Source organism: Novosphingobium tardum, assembly GCF_042652045.1.
In the GTDB taxonomy this organism is placed as follows: domain Bacteria; phylum Pseudomonadota; class Alphaproteobacteria; order Sphingomonadales; family Sphingomonadaceae; genus Novosphingobium; species Novosphingobium tardum.
The window spans coordinates 102,514-116,330 of the sequence record NZ_JBHSDR010000008.1 but is presented as its reverse complement, the minus strand read 5'-3'; the positions used below and the strand labels follow the sequence as shown (position 1 = coordinate 116,330).

Genomic DNA, 13,817 nt, shown 5'->3' with positions numbered 1-13,817 from the left:
CGGGAGAGAGCCAAAATGCAGCAGACTAACCGGCAGTGGACGATAGCAGGGCGCCCGGTGGGGCGCGACGTGGGCGAAGACGACTTCGCGATGAGGGAAGGGACCGTCACCCCGCCGGAAGAAGGCGAAGTTCTCGTCCGGGTCGATGTCCTGGCGTTCGAGCCGGCCATGAAGGGCTGGATGGAGAATATCGGCGGCTATGTGGCGCGGACCGAGATCGGCGACGTGATGCGCGGTTCTGCGGTCGGCACGGTCGTGGAAAGCAGATCGCCAGAATTTGCCGCAGGCGACGTCGTCACCGGGCAACTCGGCTGGCAGGAATATTCGACCGTTGCCGCATCGTCGATCCGGCAGGTGAGCAATCCCTCCCGCCCGACCGACGAACTCGGCGCGCTGGGGACGGTAGGGCTTACTGCCTATTGCGGGCTCAAGGTTGTCGGACGTCCGTTCCCGGGCGATACCGTAGTCATCACCGGTGCGGCGGGCGCGGTCGGTTCAACCGTCGCCCAGATCGCGCGCCTCGCCGGGTGCCGGGTCATCGGCGTGGCCGGCGGTGCGGACAAGTGCCGCATGCTGATCGACGACTTTGGAGTCGATGCCGCGATCGATTACCGTTCGGCCACATTTGCCGAGGACGTAGCCGCGAACCTGCCGAACGGCATCGACGTGCTGTGGGACAATGTCGGCGGAACGATCCTCAATACGCTGCTCGCCCACCTCGCGCTCGGTGCACGGGTGGTGATCTGCGGCGCCATTTCGCGCTCGAAGACCGGCGGAATGCCTGTCGGCCCTGAAAACTACTTCAACCTCGTGTTCAAACGGGCGACGATGCAGGGCTTCATCCTCAACGACTACGAGTCGATGTTCGACGAGGCACGGCGGCGGATGAGCGAATGGCTCTCGCAAGGCAAACTGATCGCACGCGAGGACATCCAGGAAGGCTTCGAGAATGCGCCGCGGACCCTGATGCGCCTCTTTTCCGGCGCGAACGTGGGCAAGCAAATGCTTCGCATGAGTGCCGAAGGAGGCAAACGATGACCATCTACATGCAATCGACTTTGGAACTGCGCGCTGGCGATACCGCCAAGTTCGAGGAAGTCATGAAGGACCTCGTCGCGACCGTCGAAGGGGTCGGCTGGCACCTCGTGACCGCGATCATGCAGATCAGCGGACGTCTCCACACCGCAATCGACGTTTGGTCGATGCCCGATCTCGAATCGTACCAGCGCGGCCTCGGTGCCTTGCGTGGGCACGAGCGCTTTCCGGAGATGGCGCGCGTGCTGGCCGAGACGATCGAGCGCGAAACCATCGTTCTGGGCGTCGAAGCCCCGTGGGTGCCGCAGCGATAGACCTTGGCAAGTTTGCAGGATGTGTTAGTTTCGTTAATTGAGAGGAACGTCGCGGGCTGGCCCGCGAATGCTGGAGAGAGCCATGAACATTCCGGTCAAGAGCATCCGTCAGGATCGCCACCCGGCAGACACCTACGAAGAAATTCTCGAGCGCGACAGCCGGCCGATTCCCGAGCACCTTCGCGAAGGTCCGGTTCCCGATATCGGCACTGACCCGGTCGACGTCGATCGTTACGTCAGGCCGGAATTCGCGCGCCTCGAAGAAAAGTACCTCTGGCCGCGTATCTGGCAGATGGCCTGCCGCGAGGAAGAAATCCCCAATCCCGGCGACACCTTGGTTTACGAGGTAGCGGGCCGTTCGCTTCTCGTCACCCGTCAGAAGGATGGCTCGATCCGGGCGTTTCACAACTCCTGCCTGCATCGCGGACGCAAGCTCGCCACGCTCGGCGGCTGCAAGAACGAGTTCCGCTGCCCCTACCACGGCATCGCTTGGAACACCGACGGCAGCTTCAAGGATAACCCGATTTCGTGGGACTTCCCGCAATGGGAAGGGCGCGACGTCTCCCTGCCCGAGGCGCTGACCGGGACCTGGGCCGGATTCGTGTTCATCAACATGGATCGCGGCGCCAAGCCGCTCGACGAGGTGCTTGGCCCGATCAAAGAGCACTTCGCCCGCTACGAGCTGGAAGAATGCTACATCCACTTCCACGTGCAGAAGATCGTGCCGTGCAACTGGAAGGCGGCCGCCGAGGCTTTCATGGAAAGCCATCACGCGATCACGACGCACCCCCAGCTGCTGCCCTACCTCGCGGACGTGAACAGCCAGTACGACGTCTTGTCGGACTACGTTACGCGCCAGTTTTCCGCGCAGATGGTGCCCAGCCCCTACAACACCCGCGATTTCACCGACAACGAGATCGTCCAGGCCCTGATGGGCGTGGGCTCGCGTGCGGCGATCGGCGGCAAGAATGCGCCCAAGGACTTCACGGTTCCGGAAGGCACGACCGCGCGCAAGTTCATGGCCGAAATGACCCGGAACTCGCTGGGCGCCGAGGACGGACACGACTATTCCGCCGCGTCGGACGCCGAGATGGTCGATGCGCTTCTCTACAACGTCTTCCCGAACATGAGCTTCTGGGCAGGATTCATGCCGAAGTTGACGTACCGCTGGCGGCCCAATGGCCATGATCACACAACCTCGATCATGGACATCTACCTGCTGAAGCGGGCGCCCAAGGACGCTGATCGCCCGCGTCCCGCACCGGTGTTCGAGATCGGGGTGGACGAAAGCATGGTCGAGTACGGACCCAAGGCGGGCATGACCGACGGACTGGCCGCGGTTTTCGAGCAGGACATGAGCAACCTGCCGCACGTCCAGACCGGGATGGAAGCATCGGAGACCGGGGTCCTGCACCTGGGGCGTTATTCCGAAATGCGCATCCGCAAGATGCACCAGATGATCGATCGCTACCTCGCCGAAGGCCAGGCGGCCGCTGCGAAGGGCTAAGCTCACGGACCGCGCCCCGAGACAGACCGGGGGGCGGTCCGCCCGTGGTGTGCGCCGGCCGTTCGGCCGGCGCTTATTTTCCCGAGAGGATGACTGACGCGTGTCTCTGGTAGGTGTCCGGCAAACCGAAGCGACCCCCAACGAACTGGCCCTTACCGATGGCCGGATGACCCTGACCTGGGGCGAACTCGACCGCGTGGTCAATCGGGGGACGAATGCGCTTCTGGGCGAAAAGCTCGGCGATCCGCCTCGGGTCGCGGTCTTTGCCCATAACTCGACCGAGAGCGCGCTGGCTTACCTGTTCGCGCTGCATGCTGGCGTGTCCGGAGTTCCGGTCAACTTTCACCTGAATGCGGACGAAGTCGCCTATATCCTGACGGACAGCGGCGCGCAGGCCGTGTTTGTGGGACCGGAAACGGCGCAGGTCGGCGTTGCCGCGGCGCGCCTTGCCGGCATCGAACGAGTGATCGGCTGGCGCTGCGACGGTGTCGAGGGCGTTTCGTCGTGGGATGACTGGCTGGCCGCGGCAAGCGAAGCCGAGCCGCCGAGCGACATGAAGCCGCTGCCCTACATGCATTACACCTCGGGGACCACCGGGCGTCCCAAGGGCACCGAAACCCCGCCCAACATGTTCCCCCGCGAAGCGGACATCACCGGCTTCTTCCGCGCCCTGCGCGAAGTGGTCGAGGCCGGCGCCCCCGGACCGATCCTGCTGGTAGGTCCCGCCTATCACACCGGCCCGCTCGGCTCGATCCGCCAGCTTGGCGGCGGGCGACCGCTGATCGTGATGCCCAAGTTCGACGCGGAGCAGATCCTGGCGCTGATCGAGCGTTACGGCATCGCGACCTCGGTCATGGTTCCGACCCACTTCCAGCGGCTGCTCGCGCTGCCCGAGGACGTTCGCGCGAAATACGACGTATCGAGCCTGCGCCTCGTCTCCCATACCGGCGCGGCCTGCCCGGTGGACGTCAAGCATGCGATGATCGCGTGGTGGGGGCCGGTTTTCCTCGAAGCATACGGCGCGACGGAAGCGGGATCGACGAACATGATCACGTCCGAGGAATGGCTGCGCAAGCCCGGCTCGGTCGGAAAGGCAATGGCGCCGTTCGAGATGGTCGTCGTCGGAGAGGACGGCAGCCGTCTCAAAGCGAACGAGGTCGGCCAGCTCTATTTCCGTGATCCTACGGGACGGGGGATTGTCTACCATAACGACCCGGAAAAGACGGCTGCCGCCCATATCGAGCCAGGTGTCTTCACGCTGGGTGAGATCGGATACGTCGATGACGAAGGCTATGTCTTCATCACCGATCGTTCGTCGGACATGATCGTCTCGGGCGGGGTGAACATCTATCCGGCGGAAGTGGAGCAGGTCCTGATCGCCCATCCCGACGTAGAGGACGTCGCGGTGATCGGGGTGCCGAGCAAGGACATGGGCGAAGAGGTAAAGGCGCTCGTCGTGCCGCGCACCGGCGCTGCGCTTACCGCAGCCGAACTTGCCGACTTCGCCCGCGAAAAGCTGGCAGGCTACAAGCGCCCAAGGTCGATCGACCTTGTCTCGACCGTCGGGCGCAATGCGATGGGCAAGGTCAACAAGCGCGAACTCAGAAAGCCGTTCTGGCCGTCCGACCGAATGATCGGCGGCTGACTACGGCGAAAACAAGCGATCAAGACAACAGGAGAGAGAGATGAAACTTCAAGGCAAGCGCGCGGTCGTGCTCGGTGCTGCAGGCAAGGACAACATGGGCCAGGTCATCGCCGAGCGGTTCATCGCCGAAGGCGCGAAGGTCCTCGTCGCGGGTCGCAAGCCCGAATACCTGCAGGCATTCGTCGACCGGCATCCCGGACAGGCCTTCATGGCGCTGTGCGACATCACCAAGGAAGCCGATAACGATGCGCTGGCCAAGTCCGCGATCGACCAGATGGGCGGCGTCGACATTGCGGTCAATGCGTCGGGGTGGGGGCTGCTGAAACCGTTCCTCGATACGACCGAGGAAGAACTCCAGCAGATCGGCGACCTCCAGTTCAAGGGGCCGTTCCTGTTCTTTCAGTCGATGATTGAGGCCATGAGCAAGGGCAACGGCGGTTCGCTGATACAGATCTCGTCGGCCACCGCCACCATCATGCTGAACGACCACGCGGCGTACATGGGGACGAAGGCCGGGACCGATCACGTGATCCGCTGCATCGCCAACGAGTTCGGCGAGAAGAACATTCGCGCCAACTCGATTTCGCCGGGCCTTACCGAGACGCCGATGACTGCCGCCAACGGCCGCACTCCCGGACTGTGGGAAGTGTTCGAGAAGAGCTATCCGCTGGGCCGCGTAGGCACGTCGGACGATATCGCCGCGGCCGCCGTCTGGCTCGCCAGCGACGAATGCTTCATGACCGGCCAGAACTTGCAGGTCAACGGCGGGCTCACACTGCGCCGGAACCCCTGGAAGCACGAGATTCAGGAAGCGGTCGTGGCCGCGATGGCAAAGCAATGACCGCGTCGGCTCCTGCCCCCGACGACAGCCTTGCCGGCCTCGGGCCGATCATGCAGCTGTCGTACTGTCCGACCGATTACGATGCCGCGCTCGCGCACTGGATTTCGCTCGGCGCCGGGCCGTTTTTCGAGATGCCGCACGTGCAACTCGAGAATGTCCGCTTTCGCGGAAAGCCCAGTCCAATCGATTTCTCGATGGCCATCGGATATCTCGGCGACATCCAGATCGAACTGATCCACCAGCATAACGATGCGCCGTCGATGTACACCGAATGGCACGCCGAAGGGCGTGAGGGCCTGCAGCACATGTGCGTCCTGGTCGATGACATCGAGGACGCCCGACGCCGGGTCACGGCGCAGGGTGGCACCGTGTTGCAGGAAGGAACGCTGCCGGGCGGGGCGGGGGCGGTGATCTATGTCGATACCGGCGGCGGCCCCGGAACCGTGATGGAATACCTGGAGATCGGGGAAGCCGGTCGGCAGGGATTCGCCATGATGCGCGAGGCTCATCGCACTTGGGACGGCTCGGAACCGATCCGCGGGCGAGGTTGACCAGGGCGGTCTGCGTCAGTCGCGTGGCGGGACGTTTACGACCAGCCCGTCGAACGCCGGCTTCAACTTGATCTGGCAGCCCAGCCGGGAGTTGGGCTGCCGATCGATCATTTCCAGCAACTGGTCTTCCATCGAGTTGGGAGGACCGACGCGGTCTGTCCACGCCGCGTCGATCACAACGTGGCACGTCGCGCAGGCGCACGCCCCACCACACTCGGCCAGGATGCCGGGCACGCCGCTGCGAACCGCGGCCTCCATCAGCGTGTACCCTTCGCGGGTGAAGACGCGCTGCGTCTTGCCCGCGGGGTCTATGAAGTCGATCTCGATCATGCGGCTGTCGTGCTTATGTCGGTTCAGCCACCCGTATAAGCAACTTTCCGGTGTTGCCGCCGCTGAAGAGGCGCATCAGCGTTTGTGGCGCCGTATCGAGCCCGTCGACGATTTCATCGCGGTAGATGATTTTCCCCTCGCGGTACCACTTCAGCAGCCGCGCGCGGCCCTCATCGGCCTCGGCGGCAAAATCGGACATCAGGAACCCTTCCATCCGCGCACTCTTGAACACGATGTTGAAGTAGTTGGCGGGGCCTGCCGGGCGTCCGGGCTGCTGATAGCGGGCGATGCCGCCGCAGATGACGATCCGCGCCTTGCGCGCAATCCGGGCCAGAAGATCGTCGAGCATTTGCCCACCGACGTTGTCCCACAGGATGTCTATACCTTCGGGGGCGAGCTCCTTCACCCGTCGCTTGGCATTCTCCGACTTATAATCGATTGCCGCATCGAACCCGAGTTCCTCGGTCAGCCAGCGGCATTTCTCGGGGCCGCCGGCGATGCCGATGACGCGACATCCGGCCATCTTGCCGATCTGCCCGACAATCGATCCGACGCCGCCCGCAGCGCCAGTTACGACCAGGGTGTCGCCAGGCTGCGGCAACCCGATCCGCAGCAGCCCGAAATAGGCGGTCAGGCCGGTGCTGCCGAGCAGGCCAAGCTGGAGCTGCGGGGAATCGGCTTCGCGCGGCACATGGCGCAGGACGCTGGCCGGGACCAGGCCCACGTCACGCCAGCCGAGCGGCCCGGCGACGAAATCGCCCGCCGAAAATCCGGAAGCTGCCGATTCGACGACCTGACCGACGCCGCCCGCCGGCATGATGTCGCCAATCTCGGTAGGCGCGGCATAGCCACCGGCATTTTCCATCCAGCCTTTCTGGGCCGGATCGCACGACAGCATCAAAGTGCGAACCAGGACCTCGCCCGGCGCGGGGTGGCCCTGGGTAGAGGGGTCGGATTCGGACCTGGAAAAATCTTCAACACGCAATTCGCGACCGGTTGGCCGCGCTGCAATCCGCCACTCCATCAACCCCTCCGAAAAATCTTGATGCACGATGCAAAATGTAGTGTAGCAGAGATCGTCATGACGCAAGCGCCCAATTCGATTCCATCCGCATTAGCGCTCGGCGCGAACAATCCGGCTTAGGGAGCCAGCGCGATGGATGCCACACCGACTGCCGAGGACTTTGCATTTGAGGCCGAGGTTAAGGCTTTTCTCGCCGAAAAGTTCACGCCGGAGCTACGTGCAGCCGCCGCTCAGCAGGCCGGGGTGTTCGCCGAAGGTGATCTGGTGCGGGAATGGCACCGCATCCTTTACGAGAAGGGATGGATAGCGCCTACCTGGCCAAAGGAATATGGGGGGCCCGGCTGGACCCCGATGCAGCGCTTCATCTTCGACCGCGAGTGTGGGCTGGCCGGCACTCCGGCGCTGGCCTCGATGGGCCTGTCGCTGTGCGGCCCCGTGATCATGGGGTACGGAACGCAGGAGCAGAAGGACTACTTCCTGCCGCGCATCCTTTCGGGCGAGCAGTACTGGTGCCAGGGCTATTCTGAACCGGGATCGGGCTCGGACCTGGCGTCCCTGCGCACGCGCGCGGTCCGCGACGGCGACGACTACGTCGTGAACGGAACCAAGATCTGGACCACCCATGCGCACGAGGCGAACTGGATGTTCGTCCTTGCCCGCACCGCCACCGGAGGCAAACCTCAAGCCGGTATCAGCTTCCTCCTGACGCCGATGGACGTGCCTGGCCTGACCGTGACGCCGATCCGGTCGATGTCGGGCGAGCACGAGGTCAACCAGGTCTTCTTCGACAACGTGCGGATCCCCGTTGCCAACCGTGTGGGAGAGGAAAACGACGGCTGGACCGTCGCTAAATACCTCCTCACTTTCGAGCGTGGCGGCGGATCGTCGGCCGGCAGGCTCAATGCACAGCTCACGCGATTGAAAGCCATCGCGCGCACCGAACATGGCGACGATGGTCAGCCGCTTTGGGAGGACAAATCCTTCCGGTCGCGGATCATGGAACTTGAAACCGAGGTGCTGGCGATCGACTGGACCGAGCGCCGCCAGATATCGAGCCTTCGTGCGGGAGAACCGGCGGTCAATTCGACCGCATCGATGCTCAAGCTGATCGTCAGCCAGGCGACCCAGGCGCTCAATCAACTCGCGTCCGAAGCTTTGGGGCTCCGCGCTGGGGCCGATCAGCGCCATGCCCTGGGAATGCACGCGAACGAGGCCGTGATCGGCCCCGATTACGCGCTGACGCCGACCGCGCGCTACCTTAATTCGCGCGCCGCGACGATCTTCGGCGGGGCGAGCGAAGTGCAGAAAAACATCATCGCGAAGACGGGCCTCGGGCTCTGAACATCAGCGCGGATCGAAGGGAAGGGCTAGGATCGATGGCAAGAAAAGTTGCAGAAGGACTGTTCCATGGCGAAGGCGATAGCACGCGCCTTCTGGCGGGCAGGCATCGTGAAACCGGGCGCCTGCGCTTCCCTCTGCCAACCGGTCCGGACCGCGAATATTACGACGAGGTCGAACTGTCGCCTCGCGGCAAGCTCTGGTCGTACACGATCCAGCGCTTTCGCCCAAAGACGCCGTTCAACGGCCGCGGCGACGATGCCGATTTCAAGCCTTACGGCGTCGGTTACGTCGAGCTTCCAGGCGAACTGATCGTCGAATCGCGGCTTGTCGCCAATGATCTTTCGACGCTGAAGATCGGCCAGCCGATGCACATCACGACCGAAGCCTATCGGGACGACGAAAACGGGCCGGTGCTGACCTACGCGTTTGCGCCGGATGGCGAGGAGAGCAGGGCATGACCGACGTTCACATCATTGCAGCAGGCATCCACCCCTTCGGCCGGACCGAAGGCAGTTCGGGTCTTGACCAGGGCGTGTTCGCGGTTCGCGAGGCCCTCGCGGACGCCGGCCTCGACTGGTCGGACATGGAATTCGCCTACGGCGGTTCGTCCGCGGCGGGTGCGGCGGACGCGATCCTGCCGCGCATGGGACTGACCGGCATCCCATTCATCAATGTCAACAACGGCTGCGCGACGGGTGGCTCCGCCATCCTGTCGGGCTACTCGGCCATCAAATCGGGCGAGTTCGATCTCGGTGTCGTCGTCGGGTTCGACAAGCACCCTCGCGGCGCGTTCAATGCGGACCCCGAAGCGTCGGGCCTGCCCCGCTGGTACGGCGAAACCGGGATGATGCTGACCACCCAGTTCTTCGCGAACAAGATCACGCGCTACATGGCGCTCCACGGGATCAGCCAGCGCACGCTCGGCCTGGTCGCGGAAAAGGCCTTCGAGAACGGGGCCAAGGCGCCGCATTCCTGGCGCAAGTCGCCGGTCGATCTCGACACCATCCTAAACGCGCCGATGGTTTCTGATCCGCTGACCAAGTTCATGTTCTGCTCGCCCGCGGAAGGCGGCACGGCTCTGATCCTGGCTTCGGAAAAGAAGATGCGCGAGCTGGGTCTCTCAGGTCCGAAGATTCGCGGCGCGGCGATCCGCACCAGGCCAGTCGGCTCGTTCGAGGTTTTTGCTCCCGCGCTCGAGATCGAACGCGGCAAGTCCGCAGTGGAGCTTGCCTCGGCCGCGACCTGGGAGATGGCCGGGCTCGGACCGCAGGATGTCGATGTGGCGCAGCTTCAGGACACCGAAAGCGGCGCCGAGATCATGCACATGGCCGAAAACGGGTTTTGCAAGGACGGCGAACAGGAAGGCATCATCGCCCGCGGTGAAACCCGCCTGGGCGGCCGCATGCCTGTCAATACCGACGGCGGCTGTCTGGCATGCGGAGAGCCGATCGGCGCATCAGGCCTTCGCCAGATCTACGAGAACGTGCAGCAACTTCGCGACCGCGCAGTTGGCCGGCAGGTCGAAGGGGCAAGGATCGGCTACAGCCAGGTCTATGGCGCGCCCGGTCTGTCTGGCTGCGTCGTCCTGGAACGCTGAACCGCGACAATTGAATTGGCAGGGCCCCGCATCGGCGGGGCCCTGCATTCCATCTTTCCCTAAGCCGCCGGAGTTTCCTCCGGAGAATCTGCGGCCCTACGCCGCGGTTCTGCTGGCGGCGTCAGCAGCACTTCCGGCGACTGCGTGAAACTGCCCGTCCGGGCAAGGTCGTCGAGCATCGCCGACGCCTCCAGCGCCAGCGGACCCTGAACCGCTCCGACCAGCATCAGCAGCATATTCTCAGCGAGGCGGGGCAGGTATTCCGCATCGGACAGGCGGCCAAGGCACCAGTCGTTGATGGTGGAATACTGCACGTTCGCCATTGAATGGGTGAAGTGCTCGCGATCGATCCACGGGCTGATGCAATCCTGGCGCCGTTCGAGCCATGACAGGCTTCCGCGCAGTGACATGTCCTGGAGGGTTTCCCACACGTCGCGCGGCGTGGAGGGCGCGAAATAGATCGCGCAGACCGCGCGGGTGTAGTTGCGGACGCGGAAATTGCGGCGATTGATCGCGATCGTGCGGCCTACATAACCGCTCAGCGCGTCGGGATCGGTCCGGTCGCGAACGAATGTGCTGTATTCGTCGAAAGCCTCGCGGATCGCGAAGGCGATGAGGCGGTCCTTGTTCTGAAAGGCGTTGTAAAGTGTGCGCTGCGCAACATCGGCGCGCATGCACAACTTACGGATGCTGAACCCGTCGAGCCCACCTTCCGCCAGCATGTGTCGCGCTTCCTTGAGGAGGCGCTTGCGCCGGGCCAGAATTTGAGGACTGGAATAAAGGAGCGGCTTGTCCGGGTGCGGAGCCAAGGTACCCGTTCCGTATTCGCCTGGCATGCCTGATCGGCCTCCTGATTCTTCACTTTTGTCTTAAGCGGTGGTGTCGGGCCGGACCCTTTGCGCGCTACGTTCCGACCATCTGCTAAAAGCGCAATTTTGGCAACGCATCAATCCCCGGCTTGCACGCCGACGGGTTAAAAGTATATCGAGCACTATCTTTCGGGGGCGGTCGTGAATTTCGAGCTTTCAGACGAACAGATGCTGTTGCGCGATTCCGTGGCGGGATACCTCGCGCGGAACTATGGCTTCGACGCGCGGCGCGAGGCTGCCGCCGATCGTGGCTGGCGTCCTGAGGCGTGGCGCGCCTTCGCGGAAGAGCTTGGACTGTTCGGGGCGGCGCTGCCCGAGGATGCCGGCGGTTTCGGTGGCGGGCCTACCGAAACGATGATCATCGCGGAGGAGTTCGGCCGTTCCCTCGTGCTCGAACCTTATATCGAAAGCGTGGTGCTCGGTGCGGCGCTGATCGGGTCGGACGACGGCGAACTGATCTCCCGGATCATCGACGGCAGCGCGATCGTGGCACCTGCGCTATACGAAGGTGTGGCGCGTTTCAGCCTTGGCCGGATCGCCTGCAAGGCCAAGGCTTCGGGTGACGGGCATGTCCTCGAGGGCACCAAGATCGTCGTCGGCGGCGGGCCGCTGGCAACGCACTTCGTAGTTTCGGCGAGCGCCGGGGACGACGATCTGGGAATTTTCGTCGTCCAGGCCGATGCCCCAGGGATCGAGCGGCGCGACTATGCGACGATCGACGGCCGGCCCGCGTCGGATGTGACTTTCAGCGGCGCGCCCGCGAGCCGCCTGGGAGCGTCGGGCAACGCGCTTCCCCGTATCGAAGCGGCCGTCGATTGCGCCACTGCCGCGCTTTGTGCCGAAGCAATCGGCGTGATGGACGTGCTGCTTAAATCGACGGTCGAATATGCCCGGCAGCGCGAGCAGTTCGGCGTGCCGATTGCGACATTCCAGGTCCTGCAGCATCGCATGGTCGACATGTTGACGCAGATCGAGCGGTCGCGGTCGCTTTCGATCATGGCATCGCTCTCGCTCGATCTTCCCGCTGACGAGCGTGGCAGGGCGGTCTCCGCCGCAAAGGCTTATATCGGCCAGGCCCTTCAATTCGTCGGCGAGGCCGCAATCCAGATCCACGGCGGAATTGGCACCACGGAAGAGTTGGCAGTCTCGCACTATTTCAAGCGCGCGACCGTGATGCAGAGCCAGTTCGGCACGTCCGCCTTTCATCTTGAGCGGATGGCGCTGCTCGACGAAGGATAGCCAGGCAGCAACGCTCGTGGCATGCACGGTCGGCAATACGGGCGGTCACAGAGCCGGCTTAGACGAGCAGAAGATTTGAGAGAGGATGCCAGCCATGATCCTGTACGATTCCGTCGGTCCCAATCCCCGCGTCGTGCGCATGTTCGCTGCCGAAAAGGGCATCGCGCTGGAGAAAAAGCCTGTCGATATCATGGCGGGGGAAAACCGGCAGGAGCCTTACCTAAAGCTGCATCCCGGCGGCACCACGCCGCTTCTGGTCCTCGACGATGGCACGCCCTTGTCGGAAACGACGGCGATCTGTGAGTATCTCGAGGAACTCCAGCCCAACCCTCCGCTTATCGGGACGACACCGCTTGAGCGCGCGAAGGTGCGCATGCTCGTGCGCCAGATCGATCTGCTGATTACAGCTCCGATGACAAGCGGCTTTCGCGGCGCAGAGGGACGCCCGATGTTCGAGCCGCGCATGCGCGTCATTCGCGCCGAAGCGGCAGACGATCTCAAGGCCATGGCGGCGGACGGACTGGCCGCGATCGAACGTCAGGTTGGCAACACGGATTGGCTGCTTGGTCCCCGCTTCACCCTGGCCGACATCGTGCTGTTCTCGTTCGTCGAGTTCGGCGGCCTGGTCGGCCAGCCTCTCCACCCGTCGCTCGCAAAGCTGGCGGCGTGGCGTGATCGCGTGGCTGCGCGTCCCAGCGCCGCCGCCTGAAGAGGATTGTGCAAGCCCCCCGCAGCCCTGATGGGCTGTCGGGGCCAAGGCGCTAGTCCACGGCTTCGCTGACGGGGGGTAGCCAGGTCGCGTTCGGGAACGTGGGCAACTGGCCGTTGGTCCGCAAGTCCACAAGGAACTGGCGCGCTTCCTCGCGCACCGCACCGCGGACCGCGCCGATCACCAGCAAGAGCATGCTTTCGGCGAGGCGCGGGAGATATTCCTCGTCCTTCAGCCGGCCCAGACCCCAGTCGTTGATCACCGAATACTGCAGGTTCGCCATGGTCGTGGCGAAGTGATCGATACTGACCCACGACTGCAGCTCGCCGCGCCCTTTCATGACCACCAGCCATTCGTGGATGCTCTTGACCGACATGTCGCGCAGGGTTTCCCACACGTCACGCGGGGTGTTGGGTCCGAAATAGATCGCCGTGACCGCCCGGGTGTAGTTGCGCACGCGGAAGTTGCGGCGGTTGATCGCGATCGTCCGGTCGAGCATTCCACTCAGCGTGTTCTCGTCGGTCCGATAACGGACATAGGCATTGAAATCATCGTAGGCCTCGCGGATCGCAAGTGCGATGACCCGATCCTTGTTATGGAAGGCGTTGTAAAGCGTGCGTTGGGCGACTTCCGCGCGCTGGCACAGCTTGCGGACGCTGAAATTCTCGATCCCGCCTTCCGCGATCATGTGCCGTGCCTCGCGCAGGAGGCGGCGCCGGCGGTCGAGAATCAGCGGACTGGAATAGAGCAGCGGCTTGTCGGGATGAGCGTCGAGAACGCTGGCTCGCTCTGAATTTGGCATAGGCAGGAAGTCT

The 13,817-nt window shown here is 63.7% G+C and carries 15 protein-coding genes; 11 read left to right on the top strand and 4 right to left on the bottom strand.

Translation table 11 applies throughout. The annotated features are described in order from the left end of the window. Positions 1-15 precede the first annotated feature (15 nt). The 6 genes from ACFO0A_RS14560 (at position 16) to ACFO0A_RS14535 (ending at position 5,893) form a co-directional block, all read left to right on the top strand. Complete coding sequence (locus tag ACFO0A_RS14560; protein WP_379539813.1) at positions 16-1,038, top strand: NADP-dependent oxidoreductase; 1,023 nt, start codon at positions 16-18, stop codon at positions 1,036-1,038. Beyond that, positions 1,035-1,349 carry a hypothetical protein gene (locus ACFO0A_RS14555; protein ID WP_379539812.1) on the top strand — a complete coding sequence of 105 codons (315 nt, stop codon included), beginning with the start codon at positions 1,035-1,037 and terminating at the stop codon, positions 1,347-1,349. Before ACFO0A_RS14560 ends, ACFO0A_RS14555 begins: the two co-directional genes overlap by 4 nt. 82 nt (positions 1,350-1,431) lie before the next feature. Beyond that, a complete protein-coding gene (locus tag ACFO0A_RS14550; protein WP_379539811.1) occupies positions 1,432-2,856 on the top strand; it encodes an aromatic ring-hydroxylating oxygenase subunit alpha in 1,425 nt (474 codons plus the stop codon). 100 nt (positions 2,857-2,956) lie between these two features. After that, positions 2,957-4,501 (top strand): AMP-binding protein, encoded by a 1,545-nt coding sequence (locus tag ACFO0A_RS14545; protein WP_379539809.1) that lies wholly within the window; start codon positions 2,957-2,959, stop codon positions 4,499-4,501. 40 nt (positions 4,502-4,541) lie between these two features. Then, positions 4,542-5,342 (top strand): SDR family NAD(P)-dependent oxidoreductase, encoded by an 801-nt coding sequence (locus ACFO0A_RS14540; RefSeq protein ID WP_379539807.1) that lies wholly within the window; start codon positions 4,542-4,544, stop codon positions 5,340-5,342. Beyond that, positions 5,339-5,893, top strand: coding sequence for a VOC family protein (locus ACFO0A_RS14535; RefSeq protein WP_379539805.1), 555 nt, complete (start codon positions 5,339-5,341; stop codon positions 5,891-5,893). The genes ACFO0A_RS14540 and ACFO0A_RS14535 overlap by 4 nt, the downstream gene beginning before the upstream one ends. A gap of 15 nt (positions 5,894-5,908) precedes the next feature. Here the strand turns inward: ACFO0A_RS14535 and ACFO0A_RS14530 are convergent, their stop codons facing one another. Beyond that, positions 5,909-6,223, bottom strand: a complete 315-nt coding sequence (locus tag ACFO0A_RS14530) for a 2Fe-2S iron-sulfur cluster-binding protein (RefSeq protein WP_379539803.1) — start codon at positions 6,221-6,223, stop codon at positions 5,909-5,911. Between the two features lie 13 nt (positions 6,224-6,236). After that, the gene (locus tag ACFO0A_RS14525) at positions 6,237-7,247 is read right to left on the bottom strand and encodes an NADP-dependent oxidoreductase (RefSeq protein ID WP_379539802.1); all 1,011 of its coding nucleotides are present in this window, start codon (positions 7,245-7,247) and stop codon (positions 6,237-6,239) included. Positions 7,248-7,379: 132 nt separating this feature from the next. On the opposite strand from ACFO0A_RS14525, the gene ACFO0A_RS14520 reads away from it, so the two are divergent. From ACFO0A_RS14520 to ACFO0A_RS14510, 3 genes are read left to right on the top strand one after another with little or no spacing between them, the layout of a single operon-like run. Beyond that, positions 7,380-8,588 carry an acyl-CoA dehydrogenase family protein gene (locus tag ACFO0A_RS14520; protein WP_379539800.1) on the top strand — a complete coding sequence of 403 codons (1,209 nt, stop codon included), beginning with the start codon at positions 7,380-7,382 and terminating at the stop codon, positions 8,586-8,588. A gap of 35 nt (positions 8,589-8,623) precedes the next feature. Further along, on the top strand, positions 8,624-9,046 hold the full coding sequence (locus tag ACFO0A_RS14515) for a Zn-ribbon domain-containing OB-fold protein (protein WP_379539798.1): 423 nt from the start codon (positions 8,624-8,626) through the stop codon (positions 9,044-9,046). Further along, on the top strand, positions 9,043-10,185 hold the full coding sequence (locus ACFO0A_RS14510; RefSeq protein WP_379539796.1) for a thiolase family protein: 1,143 nt from the start codon (positions 9,043-9,045) through the stop codon (positions 10,183-10,185). The genes ACFO0A_RS14515 and ACFO0A_RS14510 overlap by 4 nt, the downstream gene beginning before the upstream one ends. Positions 10,186-10,244: 59 nt before the next feature. Here ACFO0A_RS14510 and ACFO0A_RS14505 read toward each other — a convergent pair whose 3' ends face one another. Then, entirely contained in the window at positions 10,245-11,021 is a 777-nt protein-coding gene (locus tag ACFO0A_RS14505; RefSeq protein ID WP_379539795.1) for a TetR/AcrR family transcriptional regulator, read from the bottom strand. 174 nt (positions 11,022-11,195) lie between these two features. On the opposite strand from ACFO0A_RS14505, the gene ACFO0A_RS14500 reads away from it, so the two are divergent. Both ACFO0A_RS14500 and ACFO0A_RS14495 read left to right on the top strand, forming a co-directional pair. After that, on the top strand, positions 11,196-12,293 hold the full coding sequence (locus ACFO0A_RS14500) for an acyl-CoA dehydrogenase family protein (RefSeq protein ID WP_379539793.1): 1,098 nt from the start codon (positions 11,196-11,198) through the stop codon (positions 12,291-12,293). 94 nt (positions 12,294-12,387) lie between these two features. Then, entirely contained in the window at positions 12,388-13,002 is a 615-nt protein-coding gene (locus tag ACFO0A_RS14495; RefSeq protein WP_379539791.1) for a glutathione S-transferase family protein, read from the top strand. Positions 13,003-13,054: 52 nt separating this feature from the next. Here ACFO0A_RS14495 and ACFO0A_RS14490 read toward each other — a convergent pair whose 3' ends face one another. Then, on the bottom strand, positions 13,055-13,804 hold the full coding sequence (locus tag ACFO0A_RS14490) for a TetR/AcrR family transcriptional regulator (protein WP_379539789.1): 750 nt from the start codon (positions 13,802-13,804) through the stop codon (positions 13,055-13,057). Between the last annotated feature and the right edge of the window lie 13 nt (positions 13,805-13,817).